The following is an 18318-nucleotide window of genomic DNA, read 5'->3' as shown; positions in this document are numbered from 1 at the left end:
AAGGTCAACTACAATGACCCGTCCGGTACCTCATTTTGGCTTATGAAAAAATTTCTTCTTCTCTACTAGTAAAAACTATCCCCATACTTTTTGCAACAGTGGCTGTCCAAATACGAGAACTCCGATGATAAGGGACAGGATTGCCGCCACGAGAACAGCTCCTGCTCCCACATCTTTGGCAATCTTCGCCTTGGCGTGCCATTCCGGGGAAGCTAAATCAACGACTGCTTCAATCGCGGTATTTACCAGTTCAAGGGAGAAGACCAGACCGATAGAAAAAAGGACCAGCAAAACATCGCTGCGGGGTATCTGCAGCCACCACGCTGTCGCCAGCACTACAATGGCTGCGGCTACGTGGATTTGCATGTTTCGCTGTGTCCGTACGGTATAGGAAATTCCTTGCAGAGCGTAGGCGAAGCTGCGAGTCAATCGTCGCCATTCCTTCAACGTAATCTCCTACCTCGTCAAGCCGATTTCTTCCAGCACCTTTTCTTGACGTGAAAACATTTCCTTCTCTTCTTCTGGCGTCCCATGATCATAGCCGAGAAGGTGAAGAAAACCGTGAACCGTGAGAAATCCGAGTTCGCGTTCGAATGAATGACCATAGTCTTCGGCCTGCTCATGTGCTTTTGGCACCGAGATGATGATATCTCCAAGCATATTCGGAAACTCGCTGGCCTCATCCTCATCGATGAAGATTTCCATTTCCCCTTCACCCGGCTCGTTCATCGCAAAGGACAGAACATCCGTCGGCCGATCAACGCCTCGATAGTCGCGATTCAGCTCGTGGATGCGCTCGTTGTTCACCAGCGTGACAACTACTTCTCCTTGTACGTCTTCCAGCTTTGCCGCTGCTTCCAGGCAACGGACAAGCAGGTTTTGCAAATTCTCATCGATCGGTTCGATTTCTTCATGAAGGATTTCTACAGATAACACAGGTAAACGATCTCCTTTTTGTGACGCCATTTATTAATAGCCGTGTTCTACTTCTTCCTTGGCATAGGCAGCGATGATTTTTTGTACCAGACTGTGACGAACGACGTCTCCCTCTTGGAAATGAATAAAGGCTACATCTGAAATCGGACTTAAGATGCGCTGTGCTTCGCGCAATCCGGATTTCTTGCCTTTTGGCAAATCCACCTGGGTCACATCACCCGTAATGACCATTTTGGAACCAAAGCCAAGCCTGGTCAAAAACATTTTCATTTGCTCAGGAGTTGTGTTCTGGGCTTCATCCAAAATGACAAAGGAATCTTCGAGCGTACGACCACGCATGTACGCCAAAGGTGCAACCTCAATGAGTCCACGTTCCATCATTTTGGCGACTTGTTCATTGCCCAGCATGTCGTACAAGGCATCATAGAGCGGACGCAGGTAAGGGTCTACTTTTTCCTGCAAATCTCCTGGCAAAAATCCAAGGCTCTCCCCCGCTTCTACGGCCGGTCTGGTAAGAACGATCCGTTTGACACGCCCATTTTTCAACGCATTTACTGCTGTGACAACAGCCAAATACGTTTTTCCGGTACCAGCTGGTCCAATTCCAAATACGATGTCATGCTTCTTGATCGCAGACAAGTAATGACGCTGGCCCAAAGTCTTTGCCCTGATTACTTTGCCACGTTGAGTACGAGCGACTTCTTCATCATACACATCGAGTAGTTGGGCACCTTCTCCCCGTTCAATCAACGACATCGAATAAGAGATGTCTCGTTCGGACAGGGCAATCCCTCTGCGAATCAACTGGAGCAGAATATCAATCAACGCTGTCAGTTTGTCCACTTCCGGCTTATCCCCGCTAATAACCAGTTCGCCTTCTCGGGTCATAATTTTGGCGGAACTTCTTTGCTCGATCAGTGTTAGGTACGCGTCATGTGGTCCGAACAACAGCAAGGCCTCAGATGCGTCTGAAAACGGGATTCTTACCTCATCTTGTACGTGCAACAGGCTTCCATCTCCTTGCAACGGTAATCAGCAATGCGTCATTTGCTTGCCATCCCTCACTGCCCCACGAGAGGCTGTTCAATGGCAATATCTTCAATGACGGAAAAATGAATGCTTACGTAAACTTTACCATTCTCTGTTGTGACGTGCAAAACTTTTTCGTCCTGAATGAACGCATCTTTTCCAGCTTTTTTCAAGATATCCTCCCTGGCGAATTTTTTAGCCAGTTCCGTCGCTTCCTCCACGCTCATATTTGTTTGAACGGGTTCTGTTTGTGCGTACGTTACTGTCTTCCAGCCAAGTGGTGAGGTATATCCCGCATACGAGGGTAAAAACCGTTGTTCTGCCATTTCGGCTTGTGCAAAGGACTGTTTTTCAAATGGCCACACGTATATCGCATAGGGGCCTACGAGCAGGTATTGATGCTCCAGCTTTTCTCCCGTCAGACGGTGCATCGTTTGTTTTAGCGGGACAGACGTGTTGCTCATATACCACACTTCCCCTTGCACCTTGCCTCGCGCTGATACAGCTTGTTGACGGGTGTCATTGCCAATGATCCCGGAAATAAGCACTTGGCCTTTTTCTACCAATTGATTGCTCACAACCTGACTGCGACCAACCTCTGGGAGAATTTTATGGACGACAGCCCTCTTTTTCGCTACAAGGTGACGGGGACCTGTTGCAAGCGGCTTTACGGGCGCCTCTTTTTCGACCACCTGAAGCATGACCTTGGTTCCTTGAATCTCGATTCCAACCCAGGACGCTTCGGGCAGCAGACTCAACAGTTCTTTTTGCAAAACCAACGGTTCTTTTAGTTTGACCTTCCATGCCCCTTCTTTAATCCCCACTTGTTCGGCAGCTTGAATCACTCGTCGTGGATCAACCATTTTTGTCCCACTCACTTCGACACTCCAGACAAATGAGGAGAGCATGTACAATCCGATGAAAAAAAGAGCAGCCCCAATTGCCAATCCAGATCGTTTGCGTAACCGCAGCAGCCAGAAAGGTAGCCCGTCTCTTGCCTCGACGTGACTACGACAGCCTGTCTCTTTTAAAAGCGGCCGTAAACGAAAATAATCACGAATCAAAATATCGCAGCGAGTCACCTCTTCACCTACCCTGCGAATGTTCCAGATTCGAATTCCATCCCGTACGGCCATATTCAGCATCCGCTCAAACCGTTTTCCCCGAACGGTAATGGTTACATGTCCATCCACCCACTCCTTGATTCCATTCCGCATACCCGCCGCCTCCTCCCTCTAACAAAGATTACGAGCTCTGTGGTCCCGTCTCCAAAAATTTCACGCCACCGATTCTGCCTTCTAACAAAACCTCCTCGGGCAAAATCGCTCGGATGACAAGCTGTTCACCTGAAACAATCATTTGACCGTTCGTCAACAGCAGGCGAAGCTCTTTTTCGCTAAAATGCAAGACTCCTCGATGATTCTCTATATACATTTGCAAATGACCGATCATTGTGATGCGCGGGACTTCCAGGACTACATCTTGCGGCAGATCCAACACCCCTCCGGCCAGCTGGCGCAGACGGCGGCTCCAACGCTTCATGGATTAGCCCCCCTTCTCGTTCTATATATTGGCGAATATAACGATCTCATCTGTTTGCAGGTGCAAAACCATTCTTATCTATGCGTATGCGCGAGCATAAAGAGGCATTCATCAAAAACAGTCACAAAAAAAGAGCCCTCGTCGCTCGCGATTTCGCAAGCAGTTGAGAACTCCGTCTTTGAAAAACTTTCAACAAAACCCAACGATTATTTGCTTTCTTTTGCAGCAGACATAAGCTCTTTTTCTTTTGTAAGCGCCTTCCATTTTTTTATGACTCGTTTTACTTTCTCAGCTGAACAACCGCACGCGATCGCCGTTTCATATATCGATTTGTTTTCGAAGATGGCAAGCCGAATCACTTTTTGACGAAACCGCCCCATTTGTTCAAAAATTTGTTGATTCATCGCTTGACCTCTACCCCTTCTTCTATTAGGAGAATTTTCTTTACATTCAGGATAGTTAACAAGGATACGAGAAACAAGACAAGTTATTCGATATTTTTCGACATAAGCCATTGCTTATCAATAAAAAACAGGCGAACCGAGGTTCACCTGTTTAACTAGCTACTATTATAAAATTTTTCTTTGCCGAACCTGCTGGGCGTACGGAACTTTTGAGCGCGGCTCTCCAAAAATGAGCGCCCATTTCATCCCATCACGGGGATTACCCTGTTTCGATGTGAGTGTTCTCGCTTGTTCCGAATCAGTGACCTTCATCGTTTCCGATTGCTTCACTGTGATGGTTGGACCTGTTGAAGCACGAGCTGTAGTAGAGAATGCCCATTCCTGCTCGACTCCAATCCCTTCCATCGATTCTTGCTGAAGTGGCTCGTATTTGGAGGATGCCCGCACCGTCTCTCTACCGTAATCCTCCGTTTCCATGGGGATATCCGACGTTGTGGCCGGGGTAAGCGGAGGCATTTTTTTGCCTTGAGACATCTTCTTTCCGGCTTTGCCAAGAGCTTTATATCCTAAGTAACCAAGGATGACAAACCAGAACTTGCCGATGAGCGGGATGATCCACTCAACCAAACCCAGTAAATCTACGACGAGATCCATGAGATCTTCCATGGCAATCGCCCTTATTCTTTCTCGTCTGGCATAGCAGGCTCTTGTTTGTCACCTGCATGCCCGAAGGATTGACGCATTTGTGTATCAGCAGCAATGTTTTGCATGTTGTAATAATCCATTACGCCCATTTTGCCACTTTTCAATGCTTCGGACAAAGCGAGTGGTACTTGTGCTTCGGCTTCTACTACTTTTGCCTTCATTTCTTGTACGCGCGCAATCATTTCCTGCTCTTGGGCTACCGCCATAGCGCGACGCTCTTCTGCTTTCGCTTGGGCAATACGTTTATCTGCTTCTGCTTGGTCGGTTTGCAATTGTGCCCCGATGTTTTTCCCTACATCCACATCCGCAATATCAATCGAGAGAATTTCAAAAGCAGTTCCGGCATCCAGACCTTTGTTCAATACCGTTTTAGAGATCAAATCCGGATTTTCCAATACGTCCTTATGTCCTTTTGAAGAACCAATCGTCGATACGATCCCCTCACCTACGCGGGCAATAATCGTTTCTTCACCAGCACCACCGACCAATCGATCGATGTTGGCACGAACTGTTACTTTTGCACGAGTGCGCAGCTCGATACCGTCCTTTGCCATTGCTGCTACCACAGGTGTTTCAATTACTTTCGGGTTAACGCTCATTTGTACCGCTTCCAATACATCACGACCAGCCAGATCAATTGCTGCTGCTCGTTCGAAGCCAAGTGGAATATCTGCGCGTTGTGCTGCTACGAGGGCATCTACTACACGGTCTACGTTACCGCCTGCGAGATAATGGCTCTCCAATTGGTTTGTATCCAACTGCAAGCCCGCTTTACGCGCTTTAATCAACGGATTTACGATACGAGATGGTACGACGCGACGCAAGCGCATAGCGACGAGGGTAATAATTCCGATATTCACACCGGAAGCCAGTGCAGAAATCCAGAGCATGACTGGTACGAACGAGAAGAAAATGGAAAGTACGACGATGGCTACTGCCACCATAAAAATAAGGGGAATCAAACCGCCTTCAAACATGAAGAGCTCACTCCTTTTGTTCTAATTCGGCAACGACGATACGCGTGCCTTCTACTTGTACGACGGTGATGGCGGTACCCGCTTCAATGAAACCACCAACCGATACGGCATCCACACGTTTTCCCTCCACCTTGACGACCCCTGCCGGGCGCAATGTTGTAAGGGCGATGCCTGATTTTCCTTCCAGCTCACGCTGATCGCGCGGTGCTACGTAGCCTTCTTCATTGCGCTGCGTGTCACCCAAGACAAACTTGTTGAATAGACCTTTGACCCCGTATTTCTTCACTAACAGGAACGTTACAATTGCCGTGATCAAAGCAGCTACACCTAGCGATGCGAGCCCTTGCTGCGTATCGTAGGCTGCCATAACGAGGCCTGTCACAATGCTCACGAAGCCAATCGCTCCGACAATGCCACCCGGAAGAAATATTTCTAGAAGCATCAGTAAGATTCCGATGGCAAACAGTCCGATGTGCAACCAGTTGGCAAATCCCGCTACATAATGCCCGAAGAAATACAGACTGAACGCGACGAACGAAATCGTCCCGGCAACACCAAAGCCAGGGGCAAACAATTCTACTACAATTCCTCCCAATCCAATAATGAGCAAAAGACTCATTACAATGGGACTCGTCACCCATCTAGCGACTAGCTCTCCACCTGTTGGCTCAATCGCCTGAAGGGAATCTGGCTGAATGCCGAGCTTTTTGAGCAGCTCTTCCTTATTGGACACCACATCATCCGCATAACCCAACTGCTTCGCTTGTTGGGCATCGAGAGAAAGCACCGTACCTTTTGGCTTTAATCCCGGGAATTCTGTATCGATTTCCACCATCGCGCGAGCAACGTCAGGATTGCGATTGTTCAACTCGGCTGCCGCCTTCATTTTATTGCTCCAACCGGAAATGAACTTGATGTCTGCTGCATTCCCTGCCAAGTCAATCGGTGCGGCTGCCCCCATGCTACTGCCTGGAGTCATAATAATTTCATTTGCATTCAGGGCGATGTAAGTTCCCGCTGAAAAAGCCTGGTTATCAATATAGGCTATCACATGCATGGGAGCCTGACGGATCAACTGCCCAATCTGGTCGGCAGCGTTCACTTCTCCACCTGGCGTATTGATATGCAAAATAACAAGGTCTGCCTGCTGCTCCTGTGCGTCAGCAAATGCTCTTTCTAAAAAGCTCTCCAGCCCGCGCTCGATCGTGCTATCTACTGGAATCCAGACAGCTTTTTGATAGGTCTGCGCTGTTGTGGATGCGGGAGCAAGAAGCATCGCCATTCCCATAATCAGGCAAAGAAGTGAAAAAAGCAATCGCACGCGGCTTTTTACTAGCCTTGTTGCACTCATTGCATGTACCTCCTTTCCTTCTATCAGCTTCAACGTATGTGCAATAAGGTATACGAAAGAAGGGGGCAATCGTTTCAAATTATTTCACATCTGGGAAAAAAAGAAAAACCCAACCTTTACAGGTTGAGTTTTTCTGTTCGTATCTATATGAGGTGTTACTCTCGTCTACGATGGTAGTTCCTCAGATACAATCTTTTGCACGAGGGTTCCGTCTGCTCTGCCTTTCACTTTCGGCATGATCGCACCCATCACTTTGCCCATCTCCTTTTTGGAGGAGGCATTGGTAGCTGCGATACCTTCCCGAACGATATCACGAATTTCGTCTTCGCTAAGCTGAGCGGGTAAGTAAGCGGAGAGCACGTCGATCTCTTCGCGCGTTTTCGAGGCAAGTTCCACGCGGCCTGCCTTCTCAAATTCGTGGAGGGATTCACGGCGTTGTTTTAACTCACGAGTCAAGATGGTCAGCACTTCGTCTTCAGACAAAAGTCTGCCCTTGTTAATCTCTTCGTTCTTTAATGCGGCTTTCACCATGCGAATAACAGAGAGTTTTAGAGCAGCTCTGTCCTTCATTGCTTGCTTCATATCTTGATCGAGTCGCTCCATTACACTCATGATGAGCCCTCCGTCAATTAAAACTTGCGCTTGCGAGCTGCTTCGGATTTCTTCTTGCGCTTAATGCTAGGCTTCTCAAAGTGGCGACGTTTACGCAGTTCCGCCATCACCCCGGATTTTGCGCTTTCACGCTTGAAGCGGCGAAGTGCGCTATCCAAAGACTCGTTTTTCTTGACTCGAATTTCTGCCATTTGTCTTCCCTCCCTCCGCTAAAACCGTGGGACGCCTGAGTCGAACGTACGAACAGACTGTCACACTTCATTATAGGATAGATGACTAAAGAAGGTCAACCTTTAGTTCAATTTTATTCATAAAAACCGGACAACAGATGATAATGAATGTGGAAAACCTCTTGTCCACCCTCTTTACCACAGTTGTTAATCAGGCGAAAACCCGGCAACTCCAGCTTTTTCGCCAATAGTTGTGCTACATGGTGCATATGCCCGATCAGCGGCAGGTCCTCGGCGCTTACATCCATGAGCGTGGGAATTGGCTTACGCGGGATAATCAGCAAGTGAACGCGTGCTTTTGGTGCAATATCGTGGATAACAATGACGTGCTCATCCTCATACTCGATACGAGCAGGAATTTCACCGTCCATGATTTTGGTAAAAATACTTTTTTCCATGGGAGACTCCTTTCTTCCTCTGTATGTCGATAGTTATGTATGTAAGAATTGATCGTATCACATTCCCCCACTTTTGTCTTGCGGCGCTACCTAACGCATGGTAGCATGACTTCGAGGTTGAAACTGGATTACAAAAGGAGTTCGTGCAGATGAAACCAATTGCACTGGATCAGGCAGCAATCAACGCAGAAGGGATTTTGCTCGCTGGTTCCCCAGGGCTTGCCTTATCATCCGTTCACTTTGATACCCGCGAGTTGACTGCGGGATCTTTGTTTGTAGCGCTGACAGGCGGCGCACGGGATGGACATGATTTTTTGTTACAAGCAGCTGAACAAGGAGCTGTAGCTGCACTCGTTTCGAATCAGGAGAAGATTCCTGCGAACTTGCCAAATGATTTTGGGTTAATTCTCGTCAATGATACACTGCGTGGCTTTCAAAAGCTGGCTGCCGCTTATCGGAAAAGCTTTTCGTTCCCTCGCATCGCCATTACAGGAAGTATCGGGAAAACAACCGTGAAGGACATCGTGGCACACGTACTTGCGAGCCGTACGTCCGTTTACAAGACGTATAAAAACTTCAACAACCACATCGGTGTGCCTTTGTCATTATTGCAGCTGGAAGAAAAACATCAAGCTGCTGTACTGGAGCTCGGGATGAACCACGCCGGGGAAATCGATCTGCTCGCTTCGCTGGTCCAGCCAGATATTAGCGTTATTACATTTATCGGAGAGTCCCATATTGAGTATTTTGGCACGCGTGAAAAAATTGCTCTCGCAAAGGCGGAGCTGCTTCCTCATACCGCTCTTGACGGGCTCGTATTGCTCAACAAAGATTCCGAATATCTACGATTGATAGCCCATCTGTATCCGGGTGAGATCATGTACTACTCTGTTAATGAGAAGGCGGATATTTGGGCGGAGCAAATCGAAACGGTTGAGGGAGGGACCCGCTTCAACGTGTGCTTTGCCTCCGGGGAGCATTTCGAGGCATTCCTGCCGTTGCATGGCCGCCACAGTGTCCTGAATGCACTACCTGCTGTCGCGATTGCCAAGAGGCTCGGGATGGATACGGAGCAAATCGCTTACGCCTTGTCCACTGTTCAGCTCTCCGCCATGCGGTTTGAGCAAATTAACTCCAAGCACGGTACTGTGTATATCAGTGATGCGTACAATGCCAGTCCCGTCTCCATGGAGGCTGCCGTACGGACGTTTGCTGAGCTTTACCCTGAGCGCGCAAGAGTCGTCGTGTTAGGTGACATGTTTGAGCTCGGTCCAGAAAGTGCGGCTATGCACGCGGGCGTCGGAGCCTCGATTCAAGACATCGCTGAGCGCTTCGAGCTGCTTGTGACAGTCGGTGAGGATTCACGCCATCTCCATGATGCTTACACGGGGAACAAGCTGCATTTCGCCACAAAAGCAGAGGCGCTGCGTGCATTACTGCCGCTACGAGATGACAAACACGCTTTCCTGTTTAAAGCCTCAAAAGGTATGTCATTATGGACGCTTATCACTGATCTGGAAGGTCACGAATAATAGATAAAGAACAGCCGCCTCTCGTATCATACGGGAGACGGCTTCTTTTTTTATTTGATAAATCATCGCAGTTCAATGACATTGTTGGAAGGACCCAATTTTTCTAGCGGAAAATCGGTATAGTGGATCGATGCGAGATCAGCTACGTAGTACGACTTCCCGTCCTTCGCCCAGCCAATGATGCGATGATTGTCACTTAAATTGTAGTAGCCAGGCATTCCCTTGTCAGGAGAACCAAATGGATAGACGCATTTTGTTGCTTGCTTGCATGCTTGAATGTACATATACGAATCTTGAGAATTGGAAGTACGAGAGTGCTGTTCTACTGCCATCTGATGTCCTGATGGCGACCAAACAATTTTGTCCAATTGTCTCTCAGTGAACACGGGATCCTTCAAATTGACCTTTTTCCCTGTTTGCAAATCCAGCATGTATTCTTCTGTCATTGTTCGCATATAACGGTACTTCATATCGTTGGAGAAAGAAGGAAATGCGGTCATATTGTGATCGTATTTCAGGCCAGTCGGTAAGTCTAACTCCTTGTATGCGGGTTGCGTTCTGTAAAACAGCTTTTTCGAATTCGGCACCCAGTAATACATTTCTTCGTCTGCTCCACTCCGCCATTCATACTGGTCATTCTTTTTCATTTTGAGTGTAGGCAGGTGTTGCAAGATCAGGTGGGCGCTTACTTTGGTATTGGAAGAGAGCATGTCCATCCGGGTGAACGCCATGTACTGTTCATCCGGTGAAACGGAAAAATCAAGGACGGGATACTGAGCTGCCGACGTGACGAGTACTGTCTTTTTGCCATCTGGCAGACTTAGCTTCACGATACCGCCATTTTCACGGATGTAGAGCGCTTCCTGCTTGGGTGACCATTTGCCATACCCGGATAGCTGCGTCAGCTTTTTTGTTTGCATATCGTACAAGTACGGTATGGTTCGGTCTGCCTTCCCGTATCCGATTCTCTCTCCGTATACAAACCTGCCCGATGGTGACATGCTCGCCCGGTGGATCAAAGGCATGTTCGTCACGGTTTTTGTCACTTTTCCATCTACCGTTACTTTATAGATGACGACCGGCTCTGGCTTACGAGGGTCAGCCTTCGCAGGAGCAGAGGCATTGATTTGTCCAGGGACAAGGATGCCCAGCAAGGAAATCAGCAAGCAAGAGAGCAATAAGCGTTTTTTCATCAAGGGTCCTCCCAAATAAGTGATCAATACATTGACGCTCACGGGAGGCATTTGGTTTCCTGTTGGATGAAAAAAGATCGGAAGCAGTACCCTCGCTCCCGACCTTTCTTTCACTTACGGACTAACAGCATACCCTTCCGCAGCCATTCTACCTCTTCAGCTAACACATGCTTCGGATTCTTGCCAAACCATTCGATAGAACCAAAATAATCCGTATCTGCAATCTTCTCTAAAATAGGTCCATAATCTACAGCACCCTCACCGAGTGGTACCATTCCCTCACGATCGCCGTTAGGGGCGTACACATTATGAGGAGCGAATACCGGCAGATGATTCGATGAAGAGATATTTTTCAAATGATAATGAGCAACCCACGGCTTCAATTGGTTGTATGCGTCGATTGGATCAGCACCTGATTCCCAGACATGAAGAAAATCAAGATTAACTTTTAGTGCAGGGTGATTGACTTCCTGCAACAGAGCAAGTGTAGAACTCATAGAATCCGTGAGCGTATTCGGATGTGTTTCAACCAAAAGCTGAATTCCATGCTCTTGACACATCTCACATAAGATTTGCAAATGATGCACATAGCGTGCACGCTCTTCTGGCCCAACTTCTTTACTCGCCTTCTGTCCGGCGAACGTCCTGATTTGCTTCACATGTAGCCATTTCGCCAGTGAAATGAGCCTTTTTGCTTTTTCCAGAGTACGACTAAATCCAGATGAGGTCGAAATATCCAGATAATCGCTAAGCATGGAGATACTCATGCCTTGATCCCTGAGCACTCGTAGCTGTTCCTCCATCTCTAATCGATCATGTTCGTACAGATCTTGCGCGTGAATTCCCCACAACTCAATACCATCAAAATGATGACGATGAGCAAACCGAACGATCTCTGCAAACGAAATCAACTGGTGGCGAAACGTGATTGTGCACAATGAGAGCTTCATTTGAGCTTTACCTCCACCCTTTTTCGTCTACAGTGACGAGACTTTTATCCATTTGGGTCCACAGAACAAACTGACGTTCCAACTCTTTTTTCACTTCAAGTTCAATCAGATCAATCTCTTCTAACGCTTCGATAATTGGAGGTAACAATGCCATATTCTTGGTCATCGCCATTTTGACAGACAAGTACTGCGCTGTCGTAAACCCTTGGTAGATGTCCTCCACTTTATAGGCAATGCGCAAAAACTCATCACGATGGTATTGCAGGTAATCTTGCAGATATAGAAATGCATACTCGTAGCTGTATTTACGGATCGCAATCACTTTCACCTGAGTCACTGCTGGGAGCAACATGTCCAAGTTGTATCCATTGCGCCCTTCTGCCATGTCTGTAATCAATTGCTTCAACTCAAGGGTAAATGGATTATGATCACGTTTGAGTGCTGCGTAGAAATAGTCGTGGATCATTTCATAGGTTGGTTCCTTAATTTCACTCGCATCCACCATAAAACCGCCACCAAACGGATTTTCCAAGAAGGCTTTGATCACCGTCTCCTTCTTCACATTGCCCTCCCAACGAAAATCCGGGTCAAACATAAACCACTCATCTTCGTTCTCCGTCTTGGAAATCATCAAAAAATGCGGGAATGGCTTCAACGCAAATTTATTATCTCGCTCTGGAATCAGCGACATGTCTATCTGAACAAGGACAAACTGATTCTCGGTACGCTTATCAATTAGCTCTAGGAACGTGTCCAGATTGGAGGCTTTATCTTGGGAATGATCATACCATTCCGTTACTTTCGCTCGGAAAAGTCGTTCATATCCCTTGATAATCTCCTCATGGTTATCAATGTAATAGGTGACCACACCTTGATCCGTGATGGAGTACTCGGCATCCCATATGCCAAAGTAATAGGGACGATAATCAATCTTTGTGCGGCGCTTAATCACTTCGCATAGGCATGAAATAATGCAATGAACCTTAACCATTCTGTATCCCCCACTCGCTGTTTGGATAGACGTTAATTCGATACATGCTGCGGTTCCAGCTGTTCAACAAAAGTAAGGAGTGATCCAACCGTTTGGAAGATTCGTGGATCTAACTCATGAGCAGGTACTACCAATTTCAAATCTTCCTCGATATAAACAATCAGTTGCAATAGCATAATCGAATCAATATGTAGATCCTCATTCAATCGCATGGACTCCTCTAGCGTGAGGATATGCGATAATTTTAATTTTTCGGTCAGAATCGTATGGATTTGCTCGATTCTTTCTGTTCGTGTCATTTGCTGATCGTCTCCATTTCTAATAATCGACGGCTGATTTTTCCTGTAGCTGTCTTAGGAATGCTCGTCACACATTGGATTTCGAATGGGACTTTATAGCCTGGCAAACGATCTTGGCACCATTCCCTGATTTGATCAGGAGTAGTTCTTCCCTCTGTAATAACCTGCGCCTTCACAATCTCTCCCATGACCGGATGACGTCCGCGATACACGACCACTTCTTTCGTCCCACTCATTTTCAAAATGACGTCCTCGACCTCTAAAGGAAATACCTTTAAGCCAGAGACGTTTATCACATCATCCATCCTTGATACAAATTGAATATGTCCTTCTCCCGTCCAGAAACCCAAATCCTGCGTCGCTATCTCGTTCTGTCCATTCCAAATCTTAATTTCACCGGGGTGTTCTTCATTTTCACCTGTTGTCATGGTTACATGGGAAAGGGGAATCCCCAGATCTGTATGCGTCCGCATCTGTTTGCTCATACTGACGCACCCCGCCTCAGAGCATCCATATTGTTGCATCAAGACGTCGCTCATGCCTTGCAGCTTTAGAAACAAGCCTTCTGGCATTGGAGCGCCAGATGTCATTAACCGGTGAAAGCGTACCTGCTCTCGCGTAAAGCTTGATAAGATGTGATAAAAGACTGGCAGACCATAAACAATATGCTGGGGAGTATCTTGAATCACTTGCAAAGCAAACTTTGGATTTTTGTGCGTCACAATCGAAGGCTTGCTTCCCCGTTCCAGTGCTGCCAAAACTCCACATATCAATCCATACGAATGTGTCACCGATGCCAGCACGATCGGGGTTAACGCTTCCTCTCCCTGAAACAACTGGTTGTAGGCATGAATTTCTGTTTGGATATCATCCCAACTTCTCCCGATTAGCTTCGCGTCCCCCGTAGTACCTGAGCTATATTGGTAGAGCGATGGTTTCTCGCTCTGTTGTTTATCCGTGATGGACAAGAAGCTCTTCGTCTCCTGATAAACAAGCCCATAACACCTTGCCTTCACTGCCATCTGATAGGCTGTTTCCATTGGGGTTTCCCCATGAATTAACAACACCGAGGCATTATGCTCACGTAAATATTGAACAAGACTAATCACGTCAAGTGGGTCAGCTAAGCAGACTGCGTACCTCTTTCCTTCCGGCTGTCGAAAATGATCCATGCTTTCGAATCCTTGCTTATGCCTCTCCATTTCATGCACAGAAATCTCATTTTGATTCACGATGATCATGATAGTAACCTCCCACAGCCATGGAATGAAGCCTTTTCCTTGCCTCGAACAAAGGATTGGGAACATCATGTAAATGATAGTTCTCGTTCGTTGTATATAGTTTTTTCTTGGTCAATTTCTCTACTTGCACGCTTGGAACAAACAGATCGAATCGCTTAAATCGCTCCGCCAATTCCGGGAATCGTTGTTGGTGACCCTCCAATACCTGAACGGCCATCTCCCAGAATTGCTCTTCAGCATATCCGTAATGCTCCTCTAACAGCCGTGCGAGTTGCCCCAGATTGATCAGAAATAAAGTTTCTAACGTCAAATCTCTGACTGTTGATGTTTCATTCATGTGGAACATTACATCATCTGGCTTCGTTGCGTAATATTCGTGCACTTCCGCGAAGTTCGGACATTTGTCTGGTTCACTCAAGAACGGTTGGCAAAAAATCAAATCTTCATGAAAATCCTTCAATGCTACTCGAGTAGGGACACCATCCCGATGCACCAAGATCATATTCTGCCCGTGGGATTCCATTGCAATTCCGTGTTTCACAAGTATATGAACAACCGGCAATACACTGCTTTCCAATAACCGCACAAGCCAGTTCTCCAGCCCCTGCTCTCTTATCCAGCGATCAATGAACGGCACCCCATCCACTTCTACTGCCGCTAATGCGTTATAAGGAACTGCATCTTCTCCTGCTTCGAGATGAGGGATGAGACTTTCTCTCCACATGCACCCGATTACCCCGAATGTAACCATCTCGACCAAGTCAGAAGCAGGTGGAGGATCGTATGCCACTGCCGCAAACTCTTGGAGCATGATCACCTTTTGTACGTCTCGTAAATACGAATCTGCGTCCGTAATCCCCTTGAGCCACCTCGAAACAATGGGTGCACTTGCCAGTGAGTGCGGGGTGAGATGACGTGCCGCTGACGTATTCACGACGTTGATCGACAGTTTAATATACGGTTTATGTGGATTGCTTTTGTTCGCAAAGGTTCGGATCGATTGCTGTGGACGATGACCATCAGAGCCTACTCCTAACACAATGATCTCTTTGCGATGGATATCGTCCAGGAATCCAGGCACGATATGATTACGCCACTGCCAAGGATGGACAGGCACGAAGGCATACTGATCAGGATCGCATCCATGCTTGACGATGATTTGTTGAAAGTCTTCTTTTTGTTCTCGACCTATTTCATCCAAAAGAAGGTCATCGAAATTTCTCCCTTGATCAATGGACACTTGAGAATATTGTTTTTTTATCGCTAACCAAAGAAAATGAACTTCCTGCTTAAATTCAGGACCATAGGCAAAATGATCTACGTAGGTAAATCCAACACGTGATTTATAGCTCGGGTGGTAAGGGTGACCGTCCATTAAATCACCTTCCAGCTCATCGTACGATTTGCCCTCCATCCGAATATCATTTTGTACCCGATAGTATTGGGACAATGTATCCTTTAACAACGTTTGTTCCAAGTCATTGGCAAATAGCTTCAGTCTTTGTTCATCTACCGCATTCATTCGGAAGACTTCCACTAAAAAACGAGTGAGGGATATCGCCTCAGATTCTTGCTGGGCAACTCCGCTTTGATCGTAAACAACACGAGTAACGGGGTCCTTCGCTAAACGAACAAGCCCAAAACTAGCGCTCTTCCTCCCTCGGCAACGATAGCGAACAGGCAGATCACCCTCATCAAGCCCATGTAGGGTGTAAATCGTCTCTTCACCCTCTTGGATGGTCTCAGGAATCAAAATTCCCTCATATAACAAAGACTCTATGCATTGTCGAAACACCCTTCTTCTCACCTGCACGTACTGTGTCGAGTGAAGTGCCTCTTCAATCGAGAAATCTTGTATTGTTAACTCCATACGTTATCCTCCAAATCTCTTCAAGCTAGATGCTAGTAAGCTATCCAAAAGCATGCAGCCCTGCCTTTTCGGTCTGCTTTACTTTTGCTAAAGGATTATCTATGTAAACAAAAACAGATGATCTCTCTTCCGGTTGGGTTAATTCATCCAGATCATAGAAGCGCGTGAGCAGATTCGCCTTACACGGAAGCTGTTCGCAAGTAAGTAGATTCTCTAGAAACTTCGACGCCTCTCGATTCATAGGTAAAAACTCCGTCAAAACCTCATGCATCTCTGCCAATAAGATTTGTTCATCAATTAATCCTTCCGTTCCAAATCCATTAATGAGTCCAAACATATGGTTAAAAATCATGTAATAGGTGATTCGCTCATCTACAAGATGGTCTTTGTAAATGTTCCTACTCTCCTTGCCAATCCCAGGCAATTCTGTCTCTAATACTTCTTGCATCGATTCTGAGAAATAGTAGCCTTGATTATCACGATAATAGAACTGATCGGGATATCCGTCGTTAAGAGTGACAACACTATTTTGTTGATGGGCTTCCAAGCCGATTCCGTATTTTAAATAGAGCCATACCATTGGCTTCAAAGAAATATCTACATACCGCTTAAACCATTCCAAACTAACTACTTCTAGTGCCTTTCCTTCCTTTTGTGCCAGATGGTGAATGATCGTTGCCAACCTACTCTTGTACCCAGGAAGTGGATCTTGCACAAGTGCAGCAATTTGCGTGACCTGCCGAGCATGACTCCCCATAAAGGGATTATCACGCAGGATTACTTCAAATCCTGTTTCTTCTGACTGATCCAATGTGATCGTGATGTAAGCCGGATCAGAGATAAAACCAAAGCCTGGATACTTGCGACTTACCTCACCGATCCCTGTTTCAAAAAGTTGATTCGCCTCTAAACCAATCTCCATCTCACTTAACTTATTGATCCGTAAAGAATTTGTAACTTTGATTGGGACGGACAGCTTGAGCATGTATTTCTTCTCAGGATGATAAACCGTTCTGAGAGAAGATGTTGCCATATACTCCTCACCTGCTGGCCCCAGGTAAAGAAGCAACCCTTTCTCGATCAAGGATTGAACGGCTACCTGTTCAAGCAACCATTCTGCTTGAAGCGGGTGAATCGGGACGAGTGAAAATGATGGATCGACATCAGATATCGAAGGAAACTCACCCTTCAGTAATTGCGTAGCGGATTCTGTTAGCCCAGATTTTTCGTGAACAATCGACGGATGGGCAGCAAACAAGTGGAGTTGAAACTTCCCGCAACACTCCGGTGCATACAACGCTTGCTTGGCCTCAGGAATTCCTTGCTGACTCTTCGGGGTTGGATGGAACAAGTGACCGAACAAAAGCGCCTGCTCTGCTTCGATGAAACTTTGTTCCACGCCATATAAAATCTCTGCTTTACTTTGACGAGTCCTAACAAATTTCTCAATGCTTTGGCAGCTTTGAATCATACGCAAGACTAATTCATCTGGAACTGCATTTTCCCCATGCTGAAGCGTTAGTTCTTTAATCAAAAGAACCGCTAATGTCAAATAGTCCGCCTGAACGAAACGAGTACAGTCACCACTTCGGTAGCAAGCTGGATAATGAAACAAATGCCTGCCTGTCACCGAATGATATTTGACACCGACATAGAGGGAAATCCCCTGATGCGGGAGTTCGCAATGAAGGTACATACCTGTTGTACTCGGCTGTATGATTTTCGTTAGCTGCTTAATAATCTCGTCTTTCCGATTGATCCACTCGCCCCTACCTGTTTCTCGGAGATAACAATTGAGAAAGCTCTGCATCGTTGCATGCTCTGCGATATGCTTGACTACGAACATGTTACCTCTCCTCTTGCTTGATCCAATTTTTTATCCAAGCACTGTGACTTACATAATTGGTAAAACGTCCCATAAATAATGTAAACGATTATCATTCTCATTTCAAGCCATAATATTCAGCTCATACAGTTAGGAGAGATAGTCTGACAGAAATTCGTTCCATCATCCTACACAAAAAGAAAAAAGATGCCGATTCATCAGCATCTTTTTTC

General features: G+C 46.5%; 20 protein-coding genes. 1 reads left to right on the top strand and 19 read right to left on the bottom strand.

What is annotated here, in order from left to right; translation table 11 throughout:
- Window positions 1-75 precede the first annotated feature (75 nt).
- From ACKKE8_RS11585 to ACKKE8_RS11530, 12 genes are all read right to left on the bottom strand, one after another.
- Window positions 76-447 carry a diacylglycerol kinase family protein gene (locus tag ACKKE8_RS11585; protein ID WP_409178287.1) on the bottom strand — a complete coding sequence of 124 codons (372 nt, stop codon included), beginning with the start codon at window positions 445-447 and terminating at the stop codon, window positions 76-78.
- Between the two features lie 9 nt (window positions 448-456).
- Entirely contained in the window at window positions 457-966 is a 510-nt protein-coding gene (ybeY, locus tag ACKKE8_RS11580; RefSeq protein ID WP_370444408.1) for an rRNA maturation RNase YbeY, read from the bottom strand.
- A 3-nt stretch (window positions 967-969) separates the two neighbouring features.
- A complete protein-coding gene (locus ACKKE8_RS11575; protein WP_409178286.1) occupies window positions 970-1941 on the bottom strand; it encodes a PhoH family protein in 972 nt (323 codons plus the stop codon).
- A 56-nt stretch (window positions 1942-1997) separates the two neighbouring features.
- The gene (yqfD, locus tag ACKKE8_RS11570) at window positions 1998-3182 is read right to left on the bottom strand and encodes a sporulation protein YqfD (protein WP_409178285.1); all 1185 of its coding nucleotides are present in this window, start codon (window positions 3180-3182) and stop codon (window positions 1998-2000) included.
- Between the two features lie 28 nt (window positions 3183-3210).
- Window positions 3211-3507: a sporulation protein YqfC gene (yqfC, locus tag ACKKE8_RS11565; protein ID WP_007727617.1), complete on the bottom strand. Its 297-nt coding sequence runs from the start codon at window positions 3505-3507 to the stop codon at window positions 3211-3213.
- 206 nt (window positions 3508-3713) lie between these two features.
- Window positions 3714-3911 (bottom strand): sigma-70 family RNA polymerase sigma factor, encoded by a 198-nt coding sequence (locus ACKKE8_RS11560; protein ID WP_409178284.1) that lies wholly within the window; start codon window positions 3909-3911, stop codon window positions 3714-3716.
- A 165-nt stretch (window positions 3912-4076) separates the two neighbouring features.
- Complete coding sequence (locus ACKKE8_RS11555) at window positions 4077-4577, bottom strand: hypothetical protein (RefSeq protein ID WP_409178283.1); 501 nt, start codon at window positions 4575-4577, stop codon at window positions 4077-4079.
- Between the two features lie 11 nt (window positions 4578-4588).
- The gene (floA, locus tag ACKKE8_RS11550) at window positions 4589-5593 is read right to left on the bottom strand and encodes a flotillin-like protein FloA (RefSeq protein ID WP_409178282.1); all 1005 of its coding nucleotides are present in this window, start codon (window positions 5591-5593) and stop codon (window positions 4589-4591) included.
- A 7-nt stretch (window positions 5594-5600) separates the two neighbouring features.
- Window positions 5601-6944, bottom strand: coding sequence for an NfeD family protein (locus tag ACKKE8_RS11545; RefSeq protein ID WP_409178281.1), 1344 nt, complete (start codon window positions 6942-6944; stop codon window positions 5601-5603).
- Between the two features lie 165 nt (window positions 6945-7109).
- Complete coding sequence (locus tag ACKKE8_RS11540; RefSeq protein ID WP_409178280.1) at window positions 7110-7556, bottom strand: GatB/YqeY domain-containing protein; 447 nt, start codon at window positions 7554-7556, stop codon at window positions 7110-7112.
- Window positions 7557-7573: 17 nt separating this feature from the next.
- A complete protein-coding gene (rpsU, locus tag ACKKE8_RS11535; RefSeq protein ID WP_007727630.1) occupies window positions 7574-7747 on the bottom strand; it encodes a 30S ribosomal protein S21 in 174 nt (57 codons plus the stop codon).
- Between the two features lie 113 nt (window positions 7748-7860).
- Window positions 7861-8184 (bottom strand): histidine triad nucleotide-binding protein, encoded by a 324-nt coding sequence (locus ACKKE8_RS11530; protein ID WP_409178279.1) that lies wholly within the window; start codon window positions 8182-8184, stop codon window positions 7861-7863.
- Window positions 8185-8333: 149 nt separating this feature from the next.
- Here ACKKE8_RS11530 and murF point away from each other — a divergent pair, with 149 nt between their 5' ends.
- Complete coding sequence (murF, locus tag ACKKE8_RS11525; RefSeq protein WP_409178278.1) at window positions 8334-9716, top strand: UDP-N-acetylmuramoyl-tripeptide--D-alanyl-D-alanine ligase; 1383 nt, start codon at window positions 8334-8336, stop codon at window positions 9714-9716.
- A 62-nt stretch (window positions 9717-9778) separates the two neighbouring features.
- Here the strand turns inward: murF and ACKKE8_RS11520 are convergent, their stop codons facing one another.
- From ACKKE8_RS11520 to ACKKE8_RS11490, 7 genes are all read right to left on the bottom strand, one after another.
- Entirely contained in the window at window positions 9779-10909 is a 1131-nt protein-coding gene (locus ACKKE8_RS11520; RefSeq protein ID WP_409178277.1) for a TolB family protein, read from the bottom strand.
- Between the two features lie 110 nt (window positions 10910-11019).
- A complete protein-coding gene (locus tag ACKKE8_RS11515) occupies window positions 11020-11859 on the bottom strand; it encodes a sugar phosphate isomerase/epimerase family protein (protein ID WP_409178276.1) in 840 nt (279 codons plus the stop codon).
- A 7-nt stretch (window positions 11860-11866) separates the two neighbouring features.
- On the bottom strand, window positions 11867-12850 hold the full coding sequence (locus ACKKE8_RS11510) for a DUF6005 family protein (protein WP_409178275.1): 984 nt from the start codon (window positions 12848-12850) through the stop codon (window positions 11867-11869).
- A gap of 32 nt (window positions 12851-12882) precedes the next feature.
- On the bottom strand, window positions 12883-13149 hold the full coding sequence (gene asbD / locus ACKKE8_RS11505) for a petrobactin biosynthesis protein AsbD (protein ID WP_409178274.1): 267 nt from the start codon (window positions 13147-13149) through the stop codon (window positions 12883-12885).
- On the bottom strand, window positions 13146-14390 hold the full coding sequence (locus ACKKE8_RS11500; RefSeq protein ID WP_409178273.1) for an AMP-binding protein: 1245 nt from the start codon (window positions 14388-14390) through the stop codon (window positions 13146-13148). The genes asbD and ACKKE8_RS11500 overlap by 4 nt, the downstream gene beginning before the upstream one ends.
- Entirely contained in the window at window positions 14368-16260 is a 1893-nt protein-coding gene (locus ACKKE8_RS11495) for an IucA/IucC family protein (RefSeq protein ID WP_409178272.1), read from the bottom strand. The genes ACKKE8_RS11500 and ACKKE8_RS11495 overlap by 23 nt, the downstream gene beginning before the upstream one ends.
- A 40-nt stretch (window positions 16261-16300) precedes the next feature.
- Window positions 16301-18106, bottom strand: coding sequence for an IucA/IucC family protein (locus tag ACKKE8_RS11490; RefSeq protein WP_409178271.1), 1806 nt, complete (start codon window positions 18104-18106; stop codon window positions 16301-16303).
- Window positions 18107-18318 lie beyond the last annotated feature (212 nt).

Origin of the sequence: Brevibacillus fortis, from assembly GCF_046196545.1 — a bacterium.
Lineage (GTDB): Bacteria > Bacillota > Bacilli > Brevibacillales > Brevibacillaceae > Brevibacillus > Brevibacillus fortis_A.
This window is presented reverse-complemented; position numbering and strand designations above follow the sequence as displayed.